The sequence below is a fragment of the Kordiimonas gwangyangensis DSM 19435 = JCM 12864 genome, assembly GCF_000375545.1.
Taxonomy (GTDB): domain Bacteria; phylum Pseudomonadota; class Alphaproteobacteria; order Sphingomonadales; family Kordiimonadaceae; genus Kordiimonas; species Kordiimonas gwangyangensis.
In genome coordinates, this window is the sequence record NZ_AQXF01000009.1 from 1 (window position 1) to 20,189 (window position 20,189).

Consider the following 20,189-nt stretch of genomic DNA (forward strand, 5'->3'; position numbering starts at 1 on the left):
CGCTCCGATCGCTATGGACGAGGGTCTCCGCTTCGCTATCCGCGAAGGTGGTCGTACCGTCGGCGCCGGCGTCGTAGCTAAAATCATCGCTTAATCGCGACCAGTAAATCAGAATGGGCCGGCCAGTCCGGCCCATTTTGCTGCCCGCAGGAATGCAAGTTTAATCTCGCGGTGTAGGCCTTTTAAATAAAGGTAAAAAAAGTACTTGCAAGCGAGGGCGTCGGACGCTAAACCGCACCCCTCACGGATGCACGATGGCTTTAGGGGCGTAGCTCAGTTGGTAGAGCACCGGTCTCCAAAACCGGGTGTCGGGAGTTCGAGTCTCTCCGCCCCTGCCAAGCTGCTGGGCATCAGGGCCACGACGGTGGTCAGTGACTAAGGTATTGAGCAGCCTGCGCTTTTGAATGATCAAGCGCGGGCCGTAAGAGCAAAAAAAGGACACATGATGGCGAAGACCACCCCGGGTGAATTTGTACGCCAGGTGCGGCAGGAAGGTTCTAAAGTAACCTGGCCGACACCTAAAGAGGCGGGAATCACCTCTGTCATGGTATTTATCATGGTGGTCATCATGGCCGTATTTTTCCTGGGCGTCGACTTTCTTCTGAATGCCGGTGTCCAGTTCCTCTTGGGTCTCGGAGATTGATGTGAGCAAGTCTCGCTGGTATATCATTCACGCCTATTCGGGCTTTGAAAAGAAGGTTGCTGAGGCAATCAAGGAACAGGCTCAACAGCAAGGCCTCGAGGCGCTTGTTGATGAAGTCATTGTGCCGACCGAAGAGGTGATCGAAGTCCGCAAGGGCAAAAAAGTCAAAGCCGAGAAGAAGTTCTTCCCCGGCTATGTGCTGATTAAAATGGTCCTGACCGACGACACCTACCACCTCGCAAATGGTCACGCGAAGGTAACGGGTTTCCTTGGTCCGCAGGGCCGTCCGTCGCCGATCTCGGATGCCGAGGCCGCCCGCATCCTCAACCAGGTTGAGGAAGGTGTTGAGCGCCCGCGTCCGAACATTGTGTTTGAGATCGGTGAGGAAGTACGCGTGACCGATGGTCCGTTCACCAGCTTCAACGGTACGGTTGAAGATGTGGACGAGGACAAGGCGCGCCTCAAGGTGTCGGTGTCGATCTTTGGTCGCGCCACGCCGGTTGAGCTGGAATACACCCAGGTCGAAAAAGTTTCGTAAAGTTTTGGGGCATGTGCCCCGAAAAGCGCGTGGGAGGCCCGCCATTGGCCGCACCACGTACCCTTGGCCGGGAAGCCGGCCGTTGTTGTTATTGAAAGGGAAAGACGATGGCAAAGAAGATTACTGGCTATCTGAAGCTTCAGGTAAAAGCCGGTCAAGCTAACCCGTCGCCGCCAATTGGTCCGGCACTGGGTCAGCGCGGTGTAAACATCATGGAATTCTGTAAGGCATTTAACGCTGCCACGCAGAAAATGGAACCGGGCATGCCGATTCCGACCATTCTGACGATCTACGCGGACAAGTCGTTCACGTTCATCACCAAGACGCCGCCTGCGAGCTACTATCTTAAAAAAGCTGCCGGCCTCAAGTCCGGTGGTCAAACCCCGGGTCGTGCCGTTGCTGGTACCGTTACCCGTGATCAGGTTCGCGAAATCGCGGAAGCAAAAATGGCTGACCTCAGTGCAAACGACGTCGATGCAGCAATGCTGATCATCGAAGGTTCCGCGCGCTCGATGGGCCTGAAGGTGGAGGGTTAATCCGATGGCAAAGCTCGCAAAACGCATGCAAAAAGCCTGGGATGGTATTGACCGCGAAAAGCTCTATACCGTTGAAGAAGCTGTAAAAGAACTCAAAGCCCGTTCGGCTACGAAGTTCGATGAAACGATCGAAGTCGCTATGAACCTCGGTGTTGACCCGCGTCACGCTGACCAGATGGTTCGCGGCGTTGTATCGCTGCCGCATGGCACCGGTAAGTCCGTTCGCGTTGCTGTATTTGCACGTGGCCCGAAAGCTGAAGAAGCGAAGAAGGCTGGTGCTGATGTGGTTGGCGCAGAAGACCTGATGGAAGCCATCCAAGGCGGCGAAATCAACTTCGAGCGTTGCATCGCAACCCCGGACATGATGGCTGTTGTTGGTCGCCTCGGTAAGGTACTTGGCCCGAAAGGTCTGATGCCGAACCCGAAACTCGGCACCGTAACGATGGACGTCAAGGGCGCCGTTGAAGCTGCTAAGGCCGGTCAGGTTGAATACCGCGTTGAAAAAGCCGGTATCATCCATGGCGGTGTTGGCAAAGCCAGCTTCGACGAAGCACAAATCATCGAGAACGCGAAAGCGTTCATCGGCGCGGTTATCAAAGCCAAGCCGTCGGGTGCTAAAGGCACCTACGTTAAGAAAGTTGCGCTGTCCTCTTCCATGGGCCCTGGCCTGAAGATCGACACTGCCGCTCTTAGCGAGTAACACGCGAATTTGTGCCGGGCCTCGGCTCGGCACAAGCGCTCAGGCGGCTGTTTTGCCTGTGCGAGAGTAACTGTCCGAGATTGCAGGTGCCTTGAAGTGGGTTTCTAGTATGTGACCTTCAGGGTTTAAAGCAAGTGGTCGTCGCGGATCCACGGCCTGCATGAGACGGGGTTAAGGGAATTTTTCCATTTGGGCACGCGCCCATAAGGATACCGCGGTTTCCTCGAGGGACGGATGCAATCCATCCTGCGAAGACTTAGGTAAACCCGCACCTCCGGACAGAGGAGAGTACCGGTCTTGGGAATGATCCCGCCGGTGCATGGCTCAAATGACGAAGGTTCAAAGTATGTTTCACGAACCTTCAAAGTCGGAGACGAGATAGTGGAAAGAGCCGAGAAGCAGGAACTGATTGCATCCCTGCATGACGTGTTCGCTGGCGCCGCTTCTGTCGTTGTAGTTCACTACGACGGCCTGTCGGTTGCTGAGATCACGGCATTGCGTTCGCAACTTCGCGAAGTGGGTGCATCGCTTAAGGTTACTAAAAACCGGCTGACTCGTCTTGCGCTTAAAGGCACTGAATACGAAGGCATTGCGGACCTGTTTAACGGTCCGACGGCTATCGGTTTTGCTGATGACCCAGTCGCAGCACCGAAGGCTCTTGCTGAATACGCCAAGAAGAACGAAAAACTTCGTCTTCTCGGTGGCGGCATGGGCACCACGGTACTGGATCAGGCTGGCGTTAAAGCTCTCGCCGAACTGCCGTCGCTCGACGAGCTTCGTGGCAAACTTGTGGGTCTCCTGCAAGCTCCTGCCCAGAAACTCGCGGCTGTTACGCAGGCCCCTGCGGGTCAACTGGCCCGTGTCTTCGGTGCTTACAGCAACAAAGACGCAGCTTAACGACATCCTGGGCGGCTATGCCTTTGGCGGCCGCCTGATACCTAACGCAATGATACATGCGGATCCTTTTTGAGATGGACCGCCTATTTGGAGTAAATAGAAATGGCTGATCTTGCCAAGCTTGTAGAAGAACTTTCTGCTCTGACGGTTATGGAAGCTGCTGAGCTTTCCAAAATGCTTGAAGAGACCTGGGGCGTATCCGCTGCTGCACCGGTAGCTGTTGCTGCTGCTGCTGGCCCGGCTGCTGCTGCTGAAGAAGAGAAAGACGAATTCGACGTAATTCTCGCTGACGCTGGCGACAAGAAAATCAACGTGATCAAAGAAGTTCGCGCTATTACGGGTCTCGGCCTGAAAGAAGCGAAAGACCTCGTTGAAGGCGCTCCGAAGCCTGTTAAAGAAGGCGTCAACAAAGCAGAAGCAGAAGAGCTCAAGAAGAAGCTCGAAGAAGCTGGTGCGAAAGTTGAACTCAAGTAATTACTTGAGTACATTTTTCCCGGGGTCGGGAGCGAAATTCGCTCCCGGCCTTTCGGCGTCCTAAGGGACTGGGGGACAGTAATATCCGGTCTGGTTTGGGTGAGACGCCCAAATGTTTTGGATTTTCAGGAGTTTAGGGTAAGGTCCTTACCTTAGGCTCTATTTTGGCAGCCGAGATGGTCCGCGTAGCTGGCGGATCTCCGGCACAACTCAAGGAACGAGGGCGAAGCATGGCGACTTCATTTACCGGTCGTAAGCGCGTGCGTAAGGACTTTGGACGCATTTCCGAAGTCACGCAGATGCCAAACCTCATCGAGGTTCAGCGGCGGTCCTATGACCAGTTCTTCAAGCCCGGCGCAACGGAAGAAGAGAGGCTGTCATCCGGCCTCGAGAAAGTCCTGAAATCGGTATTCCCGATCCAGGATTTTTCTGCGACTTCCTCGCTGGAATATGTGAAATACGAGCTTGAAGAGCCCAAGTATGACGTAGAAGAGTGCCAGCAGCGCGACATGACCTATGCCGCACCGCTGCGGGTAACCCTGCGTCTGATCGTATTTGAGGTTGACCCTGAAACGGAAGCCAAGTCGGTTCTCGACATCAAGGAACAGGACGTCTACATGGGCGACCTTCCGCTGATGACCGATAACGGTACCTTCGTGATCAACGGCACCGAGCGTGTGATCGTATCGCAAATGCACCGTTCGCCAGGTGTGTTCTTCGACCACGACAAGGGCAAGACCCACTCGTCGGGCAAGTTCCTCTTTGCTGCTCGCGTTATCCCTTACCGCGGTTCCTGGCTCGACTTCGAGTTTGACGCCAAGGACATCGTGAACGTGCGTATCGACCGTCGCCGCAAACTGCCGGCAACGTCGCTTCTTTATGCACTGGGCATGACCGCTGAGGACATCCTGCAGTATTTCTACAAGATGGTAAGCTTCCGCCGCACTGAAGGTGGCTGGCGCATGCCGTTTGTGGCTGAGAACTGGCGCGGCCAGAAGCCTGAGTTCGACCTCGTGAACGCCGACACCGGTGAGGTTATCTCGGAAGCTGGCAAGAAAATCACGCCGCGCCTCGCGAAAAGCCTCGAGAAGGCTGGCGTTGAGGGCGTTCTCGTGCCTGAAGAAGTCATCATCGGCAAATATGCTGCTGAAGACATGATCAACGAGAAAACCGGCGCGATCTACGTGGAAGCTGGTGACGAGCTTACGGAAGAAATCGTTGAGGCACTCTCTGCCGCTGGTTTCGATGAGATTCCGGTTCTCGACATCGATGACGTGGCAATCGGCCCGTACATCCGTAACACGCTCAAGGCAGACAAGGTTGAGTGCCACGACAGTGCGCTCGCTGAGATCTACAAAGTGATGCGTCCGGGTGAGCCGCCGACCAAGGAAACTGCCGAGACGCTGTTCTACGGCCTGTTCTTCGATCCGGAGCGTTACGATCTCTCCGACGTTGGTCGTGTGAAGATGAACATGCGCCTTGGCCTCGAGTGCGAAGACACTGTTGGTGTTCTGCGCCGTGAGGACATCCTCGCAACCGTCAAGACGCTCGTTGAGCTCAAAGACGGCCGCGGTGAGGTGGACGACATCGACCACCTTGGCAACCGTCGTGTGCGTTCCGTTGGCGAGCTGATGGAAAACCAGTACCGCATCGGTCTCCTGCGTATGGAGCGTGCGATCCGTGAGCGTATGTCGTCCGTCGACATCGACACCGTGATGCCGCATGACCTCATCAACGCGAAGCCGGCTGTGGCGGCTGTACGTGAATTCTTCGGCTCCTCGCAGCTGTCGCAATTCATGGACCAGACCAACCCGCTCTCCGAGATTACCCACAAACGCCGTATGTCGGCGCTTGGCCCGGGCGGTCTGACCCGTGAGCGTGCAGGCTTCGAAGTCCGCGACGTACACCCGACACACTATGGCCGTATCTGCCCAATTGAAACGCCGGAAGGCCCGAACATCGGTCTGATCAACTCGCTCGCGACCTATGCGCAGGTGAACAAATACGGCTTCATCGAAAGCCCGTACCGCCGCGTTGTTGACGGTAAGGTCACCGAAGAGGTGATCTATCTCTCCGCGATGGAAGAGCAGAAATACACCGTGGCTCAGGCGAACGCCGAGCTGACGGAAGATGGCCGTTTCGCAAACGACCTCGTATCCTGCCGCCAGGCTGGCGAATTCATCATGTCCACGCCTGAGCACATCACCTTGATGGACGTATCGCCGAAGCAGCTCGTATCCGTGGCCGCATCGCTCATCCCGTTCCTTGAGAACGATGACGCGAACCGCGCACTCATGGGTTCGAACATGCAACGTCAGGCCGTTCCGCTTGTTCGTGCTGAAGCGCCGTTCGTTGGTACCGGCATGGAAGCTGTTGTGGCCCGTGATTCCGGTGCTGCCATCGCTGCCCGCCGTACTGGCGTCGTGGAGCAGGTGGACGCGACCCGTATCGTGATCCGTGCGACCGAAGAAGTTGACCCGGGCAAGTCCGGCGTTGACATCTACACGCTCGCCAAGTTCCAGCGGTCCAACCAGAACACCTGCATTAACCAGCGTCCGCTCGTTAAAGTGGGTGACGAGATCCGCAAGGGCGACATCATTTGTGATGGTCCGTCGACGGAGCTTGGTGAACTGGCTCTCGGCCGTAACGCTCTCGTGGCGTTCATGCCGTGGAACGGTTACAACTTCGAGGATTCGATCCTGATCTCCGAGCGCATCGTGAAGGAAGACGTCTTCACTTCGATCCACATTGAGGAATTCGAAGTGATGGCGCGCGACACGAAACTGGGCCCGGAAGAGATCACACGCGATATTCCGAACGTGGGTGAAGAAGGCCTTAAGAACCTCGACGAAGCCGGTATCGTGTATATCGGTGCTGAGGTTCACCCGGGTGACATCCTCGTCGGCAAGATCACGCCGAAGGGCGAAAGCCCGATGACGCCGGAAGAGAAACTCCTCCGCGCCATCTTCGGTGAAAAAGCTTCTGACGTACGCGACACCTCCCTGCGCCTGCCGCCGGGTGTTGCCGGTACCATCGTGGAAGTTCGTGTGTTCAACCGTCACGGCGTTGACAAAGACGAGCGTGCCCTCACCATCGAACGTGAGGAAATCGAGCGTCTGACCAAAGACCGTGAAGACGAACGCGTGATCCTTGAGCGCAACATCTATGGTCGTCTGCGTCCGCTTCTTGAAGGTCGTACGGTTACTGCCGGCACGAAAGACATGAAGAAGGGCACCGTGATCACTGCTGAAGGCCTTGCTGAAATCAAGCGCATCCAGTGGTGGGACCTCGCGGTTGACGATGATGCTGCCATGGCTGACATCGAAGCACTGCGCAAGCAGTTCGACGACAGCAAAGGCCAGCTTCAGCGCCGCTTCGACGAGAAGATCGAGAAGCTCCAGCGTGGTGACGAACTGCCGCCGGGCGTACTCAAGATGGTTAAAGTCTTTGTTGCCGTGAAGCGTAAGCTTCAGCCGGGTGACAAGATGGCAGGCCGTCACGGGAACAAGGGTGTTATCTCGCGCATTCTGCCGCAAGAAGACATGCCGCACCTTGAGGACGGTACGCCGGTCGACGTCGTGCTGAACCCCCTCGGTGTACCATCGCGTATGAACGTGGGTCAGATCCTCGAGACGCACCTTGGCTGGGCATCGCGCGGTCTTGGCCGTCAAATTGATGGCATGATTGAAGCGTATCGTCACGGCAGTGGCGCGGTTGACGACTTCCGTGCGAAGTTCAAGGACGTTTACGGCGAAGAGCAGTATAACGAAGAGATCGCGGAACTTTCTGACGATCAGATCCTCGAGCTTGCCAGCAACCTGACAAGCGGTGTTCCGATGGGCACGCCGGTATTCGATGGTGCCGTGGAAGCCGACATCGTGACCATGCTTGAAAAAGCAGGCCTCGACAGCTCTGGCCAGGTTGACCTCTATGACGGTCGTACCGGCGAGAAGTTCGACCGCAAGGTGACAGTGGGCTACATCTACATGCTCAAGCTGCACCACCTTGTTGACGACAAGATCCACGCTCGTTCCATCGGCCCGTACAGCCTCGTTACCCAGCAGCCGCTTGGTGGTAAGGCACAGTTCGGTGGTCAGCGCTTCGGTGAGATGGAGGTTTGGGCACTTCAGGCGTATGGCGCAGCCTATACGCTTCAGGAGATGCTCACCGTCAAGTCGGATGACGTTCAGGGCCGTACCAAGGTCTATGAAGCGATTGTTCGCGGCGACGACACCTTCGAGGCAGGTATTCCGGAATCCTTCAACGTTCTCGTGAAGGAAATGCGGTCCCTCGGCCTCAATGTCGAGCTGATCACGGGCACTGAATAAGCCATGTTAGAGGCCGGGGGATGTATCCCTCGGCCGCGCCTGCTGCGGCGGGCTGAGTTTGGAAGGCGAAGCGGGGCTCCTTTGAGCAAAGAAATTGCCCCGACAGCGAATTAAGAGAGACGCCGGACATGAACCAAGAAGTGATGAAATACTTCAACCCGAACCAGAAACCGGAAACGTTTGATCAGATCCAGATCTCGATCGCGTCGCCGGAGCGGATTCGGTCCTGGTCTTTTGGTGAGATCAAAAAGCCGGAAACCATCAACTACCGGACCTTCAAGCCCGAGAAAGATGGCCTTTTCTGTGCACGCATCTTCGGTCCTGTGAAGGACTATGAGTGCCTTTGCGGCAAATACAAGCGGATGAAGTATCGCGGCATTATCTGTGAGAAATGCGGCGTTGAAGTTACGCTTTCCAAAGTACGTCGTGAGCGCATGGGTCACATCGACCTCGCGGCTCCGGTTGCGCACATCTGGTTCCTCAAGTCTCTCCCGAGCCGGATCGGTCTCCTTCTCGACATGACCTTGAAGGATCTCGAGCGCGTTCTGTATTTTGAATACTATGTCGTTATTGAGCCGGGCCTGACGCCGCTGAAGCAATTCCAGCTTCTGTCGGAAGATGATTTCTACCGTGCACAGGACGAATACGGCGAAGACAGCTTCACGGCTGGCATCGGCGCGGAAGCCATCCGCAAGCTCCTCGAGAACATCGATCTCGAAGGCGAGCGTGAGAAGCTTCTGAAGGAACTGGCTGAGACCAAGTCCGAGCTGAAGCCGAAGAAGATCGTCAAGCGCCTGAAGGTTATTGAAGCATTCCTCGAGAGCGGTAACCGCCCTGAGTGGATGATCCTGACCGTTGTGCCGGTTATCCCGCCAGAGCTGCGCCCGCTGGTGCCGCTGGATGGTGGCCGTTTCGCGACATCTGACCTTAACGACCTTTACCGTCGTGTGATCAACCGTAACAACCGCCTGAAGCGTCTTATCGAGCTGCGCGCGCCGGACATCATCATCCGGAACGAGAAGCGGATGCTGCAGGAAGCTGTTGATGCGCTGTTTGACAACGGTCGCCGTGGCCGCACCATCACCGGTGCGAACAAGCGTCCGCTCAAGTCGCTCTCTGACATGCTTAAAGGTAAGCAAGGCCGTTTCCGTCAAAACCTTCTTGGTAAGCGTGTTGACTATTCCGGTCGTTCGGTAATCGTGGTTGGCCCTGAGCTCAAGCTCCACCAGTGTGGCCTGCCGAAGAAGATGGCGCTTGAGCTGTTCAAGCCGTTCATCTATTCGCGCCTCGACAAGAAAGGCATCGCAACCACCATCAAGGCTGCGAAGAAACTTGTTGAGAAAGAGCGCCGTGAGGTTTGGGATATCCTCGATGAGGTCATCCGCGAGCACCCGGTTATGCTCAACCGTGCACCGACACTTCACCGTCTTGGTATCCAGGCATTTGAGCCGGTTCTGATTGAAGGTAAGGCTATTCAGCTTCACCCGCTCGTTTGTGCGGCGTTCAACGCTGACTTCGACGGTGACCAGATGGCTGTTCACGTACCGCTGTCGATTGAAGCGCAGCTTGAAGCTCGCGTGCTGATGATGTCCACAAACAACATCCTCAGCCCTGCGAACGGCAAGCCGATCATCGTACCGTCGCAGGATATCGTGCTGGGTCTCTACTACATGACCTCCATGCGCGAAGGCGACGTGGGCGAGGGCAAGGCTTTCTCCACCATGGAAGAAATCCAGTTTGCGCTCGACAGCAAGACCATCACGCTGCACACCAAGATCAATGCACGCTTTGAGCTGATCAACGACAAAGGTGAACTTGTCACCAAACGCGTTGAGACGACACCAGGCCGCATGATCCTCGCGCAGCACCTGCCGAAGCACCCGAAAGTGCCGTTCAGCCTGATCAACCGCAAGCTGACGAAGAAAGAGATCTCGGAAGTGATCGACGTCGTTTACCGTCACTGCGGCCAGAAGACCACGGTCCTCTTCGCTGACGGTATCATGGGCGAAGGTTTCCGCCGCGCTTGTGCCGCGGGTATCTCCTTCGGTAAAGACGACATGATCATCCCGGACGCGAAAGAGAAGCTCGTCGACGATACCCGCGCCCTCGTGAAAGAGTACGAGGAGCAATATCAAGACGGTCTCATCACCCAGGGCGAGAAATACAACAAGGTTGTAGACGCCTGGGCACAGTGTACCGACAAGGTCGCTGACGCGATGATGAAGGAAATGGAACGCACCACCACCGATGAGAACGGTCGTGAGAGCAACATGAACTCCGTATTCATGATGGCTCACTCCGGTGCTCGTGGTAGCGCGGCCCAGATGAAACAGCTTGCTGGTATGCGTGGTCTTATGGCCAAGCCGTCGGGCGAGATCATTGAGACGCCGATCATCTCCAACTTTAAAGAAGGTCTGTCGGTTCTCGAGTACTTCAACTCCTCGCACGGTGCGCGTAAAGGTCTTGCCGATACCGCACTGAAAACAGCTAACTCCGGTTACCTGACCCGTCGTCTTGTGGACGTGTCCCAGGACTGCGTGGTGATCGAGGAAGACTGCGGCACCGAAGCTGGTATCACGATCACGGAAGTGTCCGAGGGCGGCGACGTTCTCGTGCCACTCAGCGAGCGTATCCTCGGCCGTTGCCTGTCGCTTGACGTGAAGCATCCGGTAACGGGCGACCTCTTGTTCGAAGCAGGCACGCTCTTGGACGAAGTGAAGTCTGACGCGATTGAAACCGCTGGTATCGCCGAAGTTAAGATCCGCTCGGTTCTGACTTGTGAGACCAAAGGCGGCACCTGTGGCAAGTGTTACGGTCGTGACCTTGCACGCGGTACGCCGGTGAACATGGGCGAAGCTGTTGGTGTTATCGCTGCACAGTCGATCGGTGAGCCGGGCACGCAGCTTACCATGCGGACCTTCCACATCGGTGGTGCTGCAACGGTAAACGCGGAATCGGCAGTTGAATCGTCTGCTGACGGTAAAGTCCGTATCGATAACCGCAACGTTATTGAAGATAGCCGCGGCCGTAAGGTTGTGATGAGCCGTAACATGGAAGTTGTCGTCGTGGACGATGAAGGCCGTGAGCGCGCCAAGCACCGCCTTGCCTACGGTTCGCACCTCTTCAAGGACGAAGGCGACGAAGTGGTGAAAGGCGAGAAACTCGCTGAGTGGGACCCTTACACCATTCCGATCATCACCGAACAGTCGGGTATCGTCCGTCTCGTTGACCTCGTGGAAGGCACTTCCATGAAAGAGGTTGTGGACGAGGGCACGGGTATCGCGTCCAAGGTTGTGACCGACTGGCGCTCTGCACCGAAAGGTGCTGACCTGCGTCCGCGCATCACGCTCCGTGATGAAAGCGACGAGGTTGTCGAGCTCGCAAACGGTACGGAAGCGCGTTACTTCCTGTCTGTTGACGCCATTCTCTCGGTTGAGGACGGCAAGCGCGTATCTGCAGGCGACGTGATCGCCCGTATCCCGCGCGAAGCCGCCAAGACGAAAGACATTACCGGTGGTCTGCCACGTGTGGCCGAGCTTTTCGAAGCCCGCCGTCCGAAGGACCACGCTGTCATCGCTGACATCGACGGTATTGTTGAGTTTGGCCGCGACTACAAGAACAAGCGCCGCATCACCATTCGTCCGCGTGAGGACGACGGTGAGCCGATCGAATATCTGGTACCGAAGGGTAAACACATTGCCGTGCAGGAAGGCGACTTCATCCAGAAGGGTGAATACCTGATCGACGGTAACCCGGCACCGCACGATATTCTGCAGGTTATGGGCGTTGAAGCACTGGCCAATTACCTCGTGAAAGAGGTGCAGGACGTTTACCGTCTGCAGGGCGTGAAGATCAACGACAAGCACATCGAGGTGATCGTTCGCCAGATGCTGCAGAAGGTCGAGATCACGTCGTCTGGCGACAGCACCATGCTTCTGGGTGAGCAGGTTGACCGCGAAGAGTTCGAGGAAAACAACGCCAAGCTCGAAGCACAGGGTAAGCTGCCGGCGAAGGGTCACCCGATCCTGCTCGGTATCACGAAGGCGTCCTTGCAGACCCGCAGCTTCATTTCGGCTGCGTCGTTCCAGGAGACCACCCGCGTGCTGACCGAAGCGTCTGTGGCAGGCAAGAAAGACAAGCTCGTTGGCCTGAAGGAAAACGTGATTGTTGGTCGCCTGATCCCGGCTGGTACCGGTTCGGTTGTCAACCGTCTGCGCCACGAAGCGCAGAAGCGCGACAAACTGGCCGCCGCACAGCAAGCCGAGCTTGATGACCCGATGGCAGCAGCCGAAGCCGAGTTCGCAGCAGCGACCTCCGGTGAAGCCTCTGGCGAGCAGGGCAGCGAAGCCTAAGTCGGTTTACCACGATAAAGAATGAAAAAAGGGCTCACCTTCCGGTGGGCCCTTTTTCTTTGTCCAGCGTCCGAGTCTTTGCGCGGTGATTTGATGTTCTGCGGTACGCATAAAAAGGCCCGCGGAGTGCGGGCCTTCATTTCCTTTAGTGACGATGACCTTCCTCGCCCGGTGGCGGGTTATAATCGGGGTCAAGCCGGCGGATGTATTTGATCATGCCGTCCACCTCGGCGTCGGTCAGGATCCCTTCCCAAGGTGGCATCCAGTAGCTGCGGCCCAAGGCATCCCCGCCCTTCAGGATGAATTCCCGCAAGTCACCCTCTGAGCGGGCATTGTGGAATGTGCTGCTGGTAAAGTCCGGCAGCGGCACGTCGATATCTGGCGCGTCCGGGCCGTCGCCCTTGCCGCTGTCGCCGTGGCAGCGTGCGCAATTCTCACCGTAAAGCGCCTTGGCGCGCGTCAGTGGGATGCTGTCTTCCTTGACGACCGTCACTTCATCGTTGAGGCCAAGCGCATCCCACTCTTCTTTTGAAACAAGGCGTAACACACGACCGCTTGCAACAGTGCTTTCTCCGAGGGTGGTGATGATAATGTCACCCCCTGGCGTCTGCTGGATGGAGGTAATGCCTCTCTGTGCCACTTGGTTCACCTGCGTCAACAAGTTTGGGCTTTCAGGGGCTGGGGCGTCCGCCGCAATGGCCCAGACCTTGCCGGAATAATTGTCAGCGAACAGATAATTGCCAGCAAGGCTCGGGTGCTTTTCGCCGCGGTAAACCGTGCCGCCGATGACTGCACGGTCAAATGCGGTGTGACGGTAGAAATAGCGCGGCTCTTTCTCAGTACCCACGATCACATCGGGGCGAACAACAGGTTTCTCAGGTGGCCCTCCCTCGATGAAGGGGAACTGATAGTTGCCGCCGGCTTCAATGACATTGACTTCTTCCCATACGGTTGAGCCCACCTCACCCGCCCAAAGGGCGCCGGTTTCGGGATCAAAGTCGATGCGGAAGGGGTTTCTGAGGCCGAGCGCCCAAAATTCCTCAAGGGCATTCGGCTGTCCAACAAACGGGTTATCATTCGGGATGAAATAGCCCTGTGTTTTGCCGTCGTTGGGCTGCCGCGACGGCGCGTGGCTGATGGTGCCACCCTGCATCAGGGGATCGAGGCGTAGAACGCCGCCGCGCAGATTGCGGTCAATCGTCTGCCGTTCCTCGTCAGCACTCATTTCCCCAAGGGAAAGATAGAGGAACCCATCAGGCCCGAAAACGACCGTGCCACCGTTATGGAACCCATCGTTGCGCCGCCCCTGTGCGATCAGCACAAACTCGGTTGAGGAACGCTCCTCTACAGTAGCTGCGGACAGGTCAAAGCGCGACAGCTTGTTGACCTGATGTTCAGGGTCTGAATAGTCGGTATAGTAAACGAACAGCTGCTCGGTACCGCCCGCGAAATTGGGATGAAAGTCGAACCCCTGTGCGCCGTTTTCCTTTTCGGCAATACCGACATTGGCCGAGAAGTCCAGCACCAGCTCTTTGTTATCATGCTTCGGCGCTGCGAGTTTGTAGACTTTGCCGCCGCGTTCGAGGACATAGAAGTCCCCGCCCGGCGCAAAGCGTCCGAGCATGGGTTGCAGGAAACGCTGCCCGTCATAGAGGTCAGTAAATTTCCAATCGCCACCACCACCTGAGTTCAGGCTTACCCTCAGGCGCGTCACCGCGTTGGCGAAGTCCTGGTTGGTGACATATACGGCCGCAGTGACGACAGGGATAAGGACCGATACGACAACAAAAACGCCAGCCAGGCTTTTGAGCGATGTGAAAGCCTGACCAATCAGACCGGTGGGCGCTCGCCATAGCGCGGACATACCGTCCTGCCGCACCGTGCCGATGAATTGCCCCGCCGCCAGGAACAGGGCCGAGAGCACAAACGCACAGGCGAAGAATTCGGGGTCGAAGGGGATTTCGCTCAGGAGGAAAAGTCCGAAGGATGTCAGGGCGAAGCCCGCGATCATGCCATAGAGGTCCAGCGCAGTGCGGCGCGGTTGGTTGAAGACGTTCGCTCCCGCCGCCCAGGTGATTCCGGTGAAAATAATAAGGTGTGCCGCCGTGAAGGTTTTGATGACGAACCAGAAGTCGCTGTGGTTCAAGGGCGCGTCAGGGAATACAAACAGGAAACGGGGTATGATACCGCCAGCAGCTGCCCATTTTTCACCGAATACAAGGCCAAGCACCACAATGCCCAACAGCGCCAATATTGAAATGGCAGCGTTCAACTTTTTGCTTCCGGTCAATGTCCCCTCCCACACCGATTGATTTTGTCCGTCCTTCGGGTATATCGGAGGACATTATCAATGAAAACATAATCATAAGGGCGCCATGCCCACCAAAGGCATTTTATGAAATTTATCCACCTATCGCTCGCTCCCGCCCTTTGCATTCTGGCATCGCCGGTTACGGCGGAGGTGGGCACTGTAGAAGAAATCGTTGTCGCTGGCAGTTGGGCCGGCAGTGATAGTGCGCCGACCATGGGCTTTTATAGTCTGGATGGTGACGCACTGGACCGCTTCATGCCGCAAGATATTCAGTCGGCGCTTAATAGCCTGCCGGGGGTGTTTGCAGCATCAAGCGGCGATGGCACGCTGTCGAGCCTGTCGCTGAGAGGCGGGGAAGCAAACTTCACTGTCATCATGATCGACGGCATACAGGTGAACGATCCGACCAACAGCCGTGGTGGCCTTTTTAATCTGGGTCTCATCGACCCGGCACTTATTGAACGCGTGGAACTCGTGCATGGCGGGCAGGGTGGGCTCTATGGCTCTGACGCGCTCGCGGGGGCAATCAACATCGTGACCCGCAGGCCGGGGCAATCGGTTGGCGGTTATGCGCGTGTTGAACTGGGCGACGTGGGTTACCGCAAGGCATACGCCTATGTCGACGTGCCGGTTACCGCGAGCACAGCCGTCAATATACAGGGGAGCCTTGGTGAGCGGGACGCGGCCTCAGACGGCGGCGCGGAGACACGCAGGCATGTGGGCGGCAAGCTGGTGCATGAAGCGGGTGCGCTGCGCATTGATGCCGCGCTCAGCTATCACAGCGCAGATTTTGACCGTCTGCCTGCTGACAGCGGCGGACCACTGTATGCCGAAAGTGATGCGACAGAAACAGCGAGTGAAGAGCAACTGGTCGCATCGCTCCAGAGCAGGCTTGAGCTTGGCGCATATACGCTCCGTTTTATCGGTGGACACAGCAGGCTTGAGCAGGCAGCGGACACCCCGGCGGTCCCGGCGGGCGTTACCGATGGCCTACCAGCCACCTTGGCGGATACGGCGTTCAGACGGACAGAACTTGCGCTGGTGCTAGGCCGGCGCTTCACGGAAGACCTGACAATAGCGACCGGTGTTGCCTATGAGCGCGAAGCGGGCCGCAATGACAGTATCCTCGATTTCGGTTTTCCGCTGCCCGCAGGCTTTGAGCTGACGCGCGAGACTGTCGCGGGCTTCCTGACGGCGGACTGGCAGGTCAATACATTTGCCGCTGTTGAAGGCGCGGTGCGCTATGACGCCTTCGATGGCTATGGCGACCAGGTGACCGGGCAGGGCGGCATTAGCCTTTCGGTGCTGCCAGGGCAGGGCACACTATCGGCGCGCTGGGCTGAAGGCTTCAAGCTGCCGAGCTTTTATGCGCTCGCACATCCCCTTGTCGGCAACCCGAGCCTGACACCCGAGCGCAGCAAGGGCTTCGAGATCGAAGCCCGCTGGCCTTTAAGGCAGGTGGGGGAACTGCGTGCCGTACTCTTCAAGACACACTACCGTGGCCTCGTGGAGTTTGACCCGGATGCGTTCAAGGTGGTCAACCTGTCGGACGTCACGGCAAGAGGCGTTGAGCTTTCGGCCAAAGTCCCGCTCTCGGAAGAGTTCGCCCTTTCTGGGAACCTGAGCTATGTGGACACCGATATCGCCGGGCAGCCGGGGCGCGCCCTGCAGCAAAGGCCGGAATGGACAGGTGGTGTAACACTCGAGTATACACCCACCGACCGGTTCGGGCTTCTGGCCCATTGGCGCTATGTAGGGAACCGTTATGATTTCTCGGTCCCCACAGGCTTCGCTGAACTAGAAAGCTACGGTACAGTGCACCTGTCTGCATACTATGAAGTCAGTCCGGGACTCAGGCTGTACATGGTGGCGGACAATGTGCTGGGGAGGGATTATCAACCCGTCCTCGGCTACCGTGCGCAAACACGAATGCGTGCATCGCTATCGTTTAAGTGGTGATGCGCGTAACGCTCGTTATAAATATAGGGTCTGTGGCAGCAAATTGAGGTCGAATCCGACGGGCTCAATGCAAATGGCGCAGAACCCCGTTTTTTCATTGACGCGCGCGGGTTTTCGGTATAGTAAGCGCACCTCGTCGGAGCTCAGGTGGTGGCCCAAACAGGCCAGACGCTGGGGTTTTCCGGCCAAGAGAACAAACATTTGAAATTTCACGGATGGCCTCGTCGGAGCCTAAAAGCCCCGATGCAGGCGGTTTTGCTGCATGTGTAGTAGGTCGTCCGAGTGATGGTGACAGAGAAAAACGGCAAGGAATTAAGATGCCTACCATTCAGCAGCTAGTGCGGAAGCCGCGCAAAGCGAAGCCGATCCACAATAAAGTGCCGGCTCTTGAAGCATGTCCGCAAAAACGCGGCGTATGTACCCGTGTTTATACAACGACTCCGAAAAAGCCGAACTCGGCACTTCGTAAGGTTGCTCGTGTGCGCCTTTCGAATGGCTTCGAGGTTACGAGCTACATTCCGGGTGAAGGTCACAACCTGCAAGAACACTCCGTCGTGCTTATCCGCGGCGGCCGTGTAAAAGACTTGCCGGGTGTGCGTTACCACACCCTCCGCGGTGTTCTCGACACGCAAGGCGTCGCAGATCGTCGTCAAGCCCGTTCCAAATACGGCACCAAGCGTCCGAAATAAGGTTGAGAGAGGAATACCGCTATGTCTCGTCGTCATAAAGCAGAGAAACGCGACGTCCTGCCCGACCCCAAGTTCGGTGACGTTGTACTGACCAAATTCATGAACAGCCTGATGCTCGACGGTAAAAAATCCGTTGCAGAGCGCATTGTTTATGGTGCCATGGACAAAATGGCAGAGCGCGCAAAAACTGAAGCGCTCGGCCTGTTCCACGATGCACTCGACAATGTGAAGCCGGCTATCGAAGTGCGTTCCCGCCGTGTAGGTGGTGCGACGTACCAGGTTCCGGTTGAAGTTCGCAACGAGCGTGCTCAAGCGCTTGCTATCCGTTGGCTCATCGCAGCTGCTCGTAAACGCAACGAAACCACGATGGTTGACCGTCTGTCCGGCGAACTGCTGGACGCGGCGAACAACCGCGGTGCTGCCGTCAAGAAGCGTGAAGACACGCACAAGATGGCTGAGGCTAACAAAGCCTTCTCGCACTATCGTTGGTAATCAGTACAAAGTTGAGGAACCAGTTCCATGGCACGCAGAACGCCACTTAATCGTTACCGTAACATCGGCATCATGGCACACATCGATGCTGGTAAAACGACCACGACCGAACGTATCCTTTATTACACAGGCCGTAGCCACAAAATCGGTGAAGTACACGATGGCGGCGCTACCATGGACTGGATGGAGCAGGAACAAGAACGCGGCATCACGATCACGTCTGCCGCGACGACCTGTTTCTGGAAGGATCACCGCATCAACATCATCGACACCCCGGGTCACGTTGACTTCACCATTGAGGTAGAGCGTTCGCTCCGCGTACTCGATGGTGCTGTTGCCGTATTCGACTCCGTAGCCGGTGTTGAGCCGCAGTCCGAGACCGTATGGCGCCAGGCTGACAAGTACCGCGTACCGCGCATGTGCTTCGTCAACAAAATGGACCGTATGGGCGCGAACTTCGAGCGTTGCGTTGACATGATCAAGACCCGTCTCGGTGCCAAGGCGCTCATTCTCCAGCTCCCGATCGGTGCTGAGAGCGAGTACGAAGGCCTGATCGACCTGATCAAGTTCAAGGAAGTTCTCTGGAAGGGTGAAGACCTTGGTGCGTCCTACGAATATGTTGATATTCGTGACGACCTCAAGGACGCCGCTGAAATGGCTCGCCTCGAGATGATCGAGACCGCTGTTGAGGCTGACGAAGCCCTGATGGAAAAATACCTTGAAGGTGAAGAGCTTTCCGAAGAAGAGCTGAAAAAAGCTATCCGCAAGGGTACTGTAAAAGGCCTCTTCGTTCCGGTTCTCAACGGTACTGCGTTCAAGAACAAAGGCGTTCAGCCGCTCCTCGACGCTGTTGTGGACTTCATGCCGGCTCCGACCGACGTAGAAGCTATCCGCGGCGTTGACGCTGACGATGCTGAGAAAGAAATCGTTCGTCACTCCACCGACGACGAGCCGCTTTCCATGCTCGCATTCAAAATCATGAACGACCCGTTTGTGGGCTCGCTCACCTTCTGCCGTATCTACTCGGGCGTTCTCGAGTCCGGCACGCAAGTCACCAACACGGTGAAAGGCAAGAAGGAAAAGATCGGTCGTATGCTCGAGATGCATGCTAACAGCCGTGAAGACGTCAAAGAAGCACGCGCAGGCGACATCGTTGCTCTCGCTGGCCTCAAGATGACCACGACCGGTGATACCCTCTGCGCGAACAACAGCCTCGTAGTTCTCGAGCGCATGGAGTTCCCGGATCCGGTTATCGAGATTGCTGTTGAGCCGAAATCGAAAGCTGACCAAGAGAAGATGGGCCTCGCGCTCAACCGTCTGGCTGCTGAAGATCCGTCGTTCCGCGTTTCCTCGGACGAAGAATCCGGTCAGACTATTATTGCTGGTATGGGCGAACTCCACCTGGAGATCATCGTCGACCGCATGAAGCGCGAGTTCAAAGTAGAATGTAACGTTGGTGCACCTCAGGTTGCTTACCGCGAAACCTTCGCCAAGCAGGTCGAAATCGACTACACGCACAAGAAACAGTCCGGTGGTTCCGGTCAGTTCGGTCGCGTGAAGATGGTTATCACCCCGGGCGAGCGTGGTTCGGGTCTCACCTTCGTAGACGAAATTAAAGGCGGTAACATTCCGCGTGAATACATCCCGGGCGTAGAAAAGGGTGTGAAAGACGTTGCTGAGAGCGGTGCTCTCATCGGCTTCCCGATCATCGACTTCTCCGTACGCCTGATCGATGGCGCGTACCACGATGTCGACTCCAGCGTGCTGGCATTCGAGATCGCAGGTCGCGGTGCGATGCGCGAAGCAGCATCGAAGGCCGGCATCAAGCTTCTTGAGCCGATCATGAAAGTTGAAGTCGTAACGCCGGACGAGTATATGGGCGACGTTATTGGTGACCTCAACAAGCGCCGTGGTCAGATCCAGGGTTCTGAAGCCCGTGGTCCGGCAACGGTAGTCAACGCAATGGTTCCACTCGAGAACATGTTCGGCTATGTGAACGACCTCCGTTCGTTCTCCCAAGGTCGTGCGCAGTTCTCGATGGTATTCGACCATTACGCTGAAGTACCCGCGAACGTGGCTGAGCAAGTCAAGACCAAGCTCGCTGGTTAAAACATAAACAAGAAAAACCAATGCTATGGATCCCTTGGCAAACAAGGGCCGATAGAAAGGTAGTAAAATGGCAAAAGCAAAGTTTGAACGTAACAAGCCGCACTGTAACGTTGGCACGATTGGTCACGTAGACCACGGCAAGACGACGCTTACGGCTGCGA

General features: G+C 56.6%; 15 protein-coding genes and 1 tRNA gene. 15 read left to right on the forward strand and 1 reads right to left on the reverse strand.

Features of this window, described 5'->3' with window-relative positions; genetic code table 11:
• The 10 genes from B150_RS23090 to rpoC form a co-directional block, all read left to right on the forward strand.
• Window positions 1–94, forward strand: a 94-nt coding sequence (locus B150_RS23090) for an EF-Tu C-terminal domain-related protein (protein WP_020401493.1), incomplete at its 5' end; no start/stop codon positions are given.
• A gap of 168 nt (window positions 95–262) precedes the next feature.
• A tRNA-Trp gene (locus B150_RS0118740) sits at window positions 263–338 on the forward strand.
• Between the two features lie 107 nt (window positions 339–445).
• Window positions 446–643, forward strand: a complete 198-nt coding sequence (gene secE / locus B150_RS0118745) for a preprotein translocase subunit SecE (RefSeq protein ID WP_020401494.1) — start codon at window positions 446–448, stop codon at window positions 641–643.
• A 1-nt stretch (window position 644) separates the two neighbouring features.
• A complete protein-coding gene (gene nusG, locus B150_RS0118750; protein ID WP_020401495.1) occupies window positions 645–1,181 on the forward strand; it encodes a transcription termination/antitermination protein NusG in 537 nt (178 codons plus the stop codon).
• Between the two features lie 107 nt (window positions 1,182–1,288).
• Complete coding sequence (gene rplK / locus B150_RS0118755; RefSeq protein ID WP_020401496.1) at window positions 1,289–1,717, forward strand: 50S ribosomal protein L11; 429 nt, start codon at window positions 1,289–1,291, stop codon at window positions 1,715–1,717.
• 4 nt (window positions 1,718–1,721) lie between these two features.
• On the forward strand, window positions 1,722–2,417 hold the full coding sequence (rplA, locus tag B150_RS0118760) for a 50S ribosomal protein L1 (RefSeq protein WP_020401497.1): 696 nt from the start codon (window positions 1,722–1,724) through the stop codon (window positions 2,415–2,417).
• A gap of 381 nt (window positions 2,418–2,798) precedes the next feature.
• Window positions 2,799–3,314 carry a 50S ribosomal protein L10 gene (gene rplJ, locus B150_RS0118765; protein WP_025898065.1) on the forward strand — a complete coding sequence of 172 codons (516 nt, stop codon included), beginning with the start codon at window positions 2,799–2,801 and terminating at the stop codon, window positions 3,312–3,314.
• Window positions 3,315–3,416: 102 nt separating this feature from the next.
• On the forward strand, window positions 3,417–3,788 hold the full coding sequence (gene rplL, locus B150_RS0118770; RefSeq protein ID WP_020401499.1) for a 50S ribosomal protein L7/L12: 372 nt from the start codon (window positions 3,417–3,419) through the stop codon (window positions 3,786–3,788).
• Window positions 3,789–4,018: 230 nt separating this feature from the next.
• Window positions 4,019–8,116, forward strand: coding sequence for a DNA-directed RNA polymerase subunit beta (rpoB, locus tag B150_RS0118775; protein WP_020401500.1), 4,098 nt, complete (start codon window positions 4,019–4,021; stop codon window positions 8,114–8,116).
• Window positions 8,117–8,244: 128 nt separating this feature from the next.
• Complete coding sequence (rpoC, locus tag B150_RS0118780; RefSeq protein ID WP_020401501.1) at window positions 8,245–12,468, forward strand: DNA-directed RNA polymerase subunit beta'; 4,224 nt, start codon at window positions 8,245–8,247, stop codon at window positions 12,466–12,468.
• Window positions 12,469–12,613: 145 nt separating this feature from the next.
• Here rpoC and B150_RS21910 read toward each other — a convergent pair whose 3' ends face one another.
• Window positions 12,614–14,758: a PQQ-dependent sugar dehydrogenase gene (locus B150_RS21910; RefSeq protein ID WP_020401502.1), complete on the reverse strand. Its 2,145-nt coding sequence runs from the start codon at window positions 14,756–14,758 to the stop codon at window positions 12,614–12,616.
• A 105-nt stretch (window positions 14,759–14,863) separates the two neighbouring features.
• Between B150_RS21910 and B150_RS0118790 the strand changes: the two genes are divergently transcribed.
• The 5 genes from B150_RS0118790 to B150_RS23095 form a co-directional block, all read left to right on the forward strand.
• Window positions 14,864–16,738 carry a TonB-dependent receptor plug domain-containing protein gene (locus tag B150_RS0118790; RefSeq protein WP_020401503.1) on the forward strand — a complete coding sequence of 625 codons (1,875 nt, stop codon included), beginning with the start codon at window positions 14,864–14,866 and terminating at the stop codon, window positions 16,736–16,738.
• A 317-nt stretch (window positions 16,739–17,055) separates the two neighbouring features.
• Window positions 17,056–17,427, forward strand: coding sequence for a 30S ribosomal protein S12 (gene rpsL, locus B150_RS0118795; protein ID WP_020401504.1), 372 nt, complete (start codon window positions 17,056–17,058; stop codon window positions 17,425–17,427).
• Window positions 17,428–17,448: 21 nt separating this feature from the next.
• Window positions 17,449–17,919, forward strand: a complete 471-nt coding sequence (rpsG, locus tag B150_RS0118800) for a 30S ribosomal protein S7 (protein ID WP_020401505.1) — start codon at window positions 17,449–17,451, stop codon at window positions 17,917–17,919.
• A 27-nt stretch (window positions 17,920–17,946) separates the two neighbouring features.
• Entirely contained in the window at window positions 17,947–20,028 is a 2,082-nt protein-coding gene (gene fusA, locus B150_RS0118805) for an elongation factor G (RefSeq protein WP_020401506.1), read from the forward strand.
• A 67-nt stretch (window positions 20,029–20,095) separates the two neighbouring features.
• On the forward strand, window positions 20,096–20,189 hold a 94-nt coding region (locus B150_RS23095; RefSeq protein WP_155860145.1), incomplete at its 3' end, for a GTP-binding protein.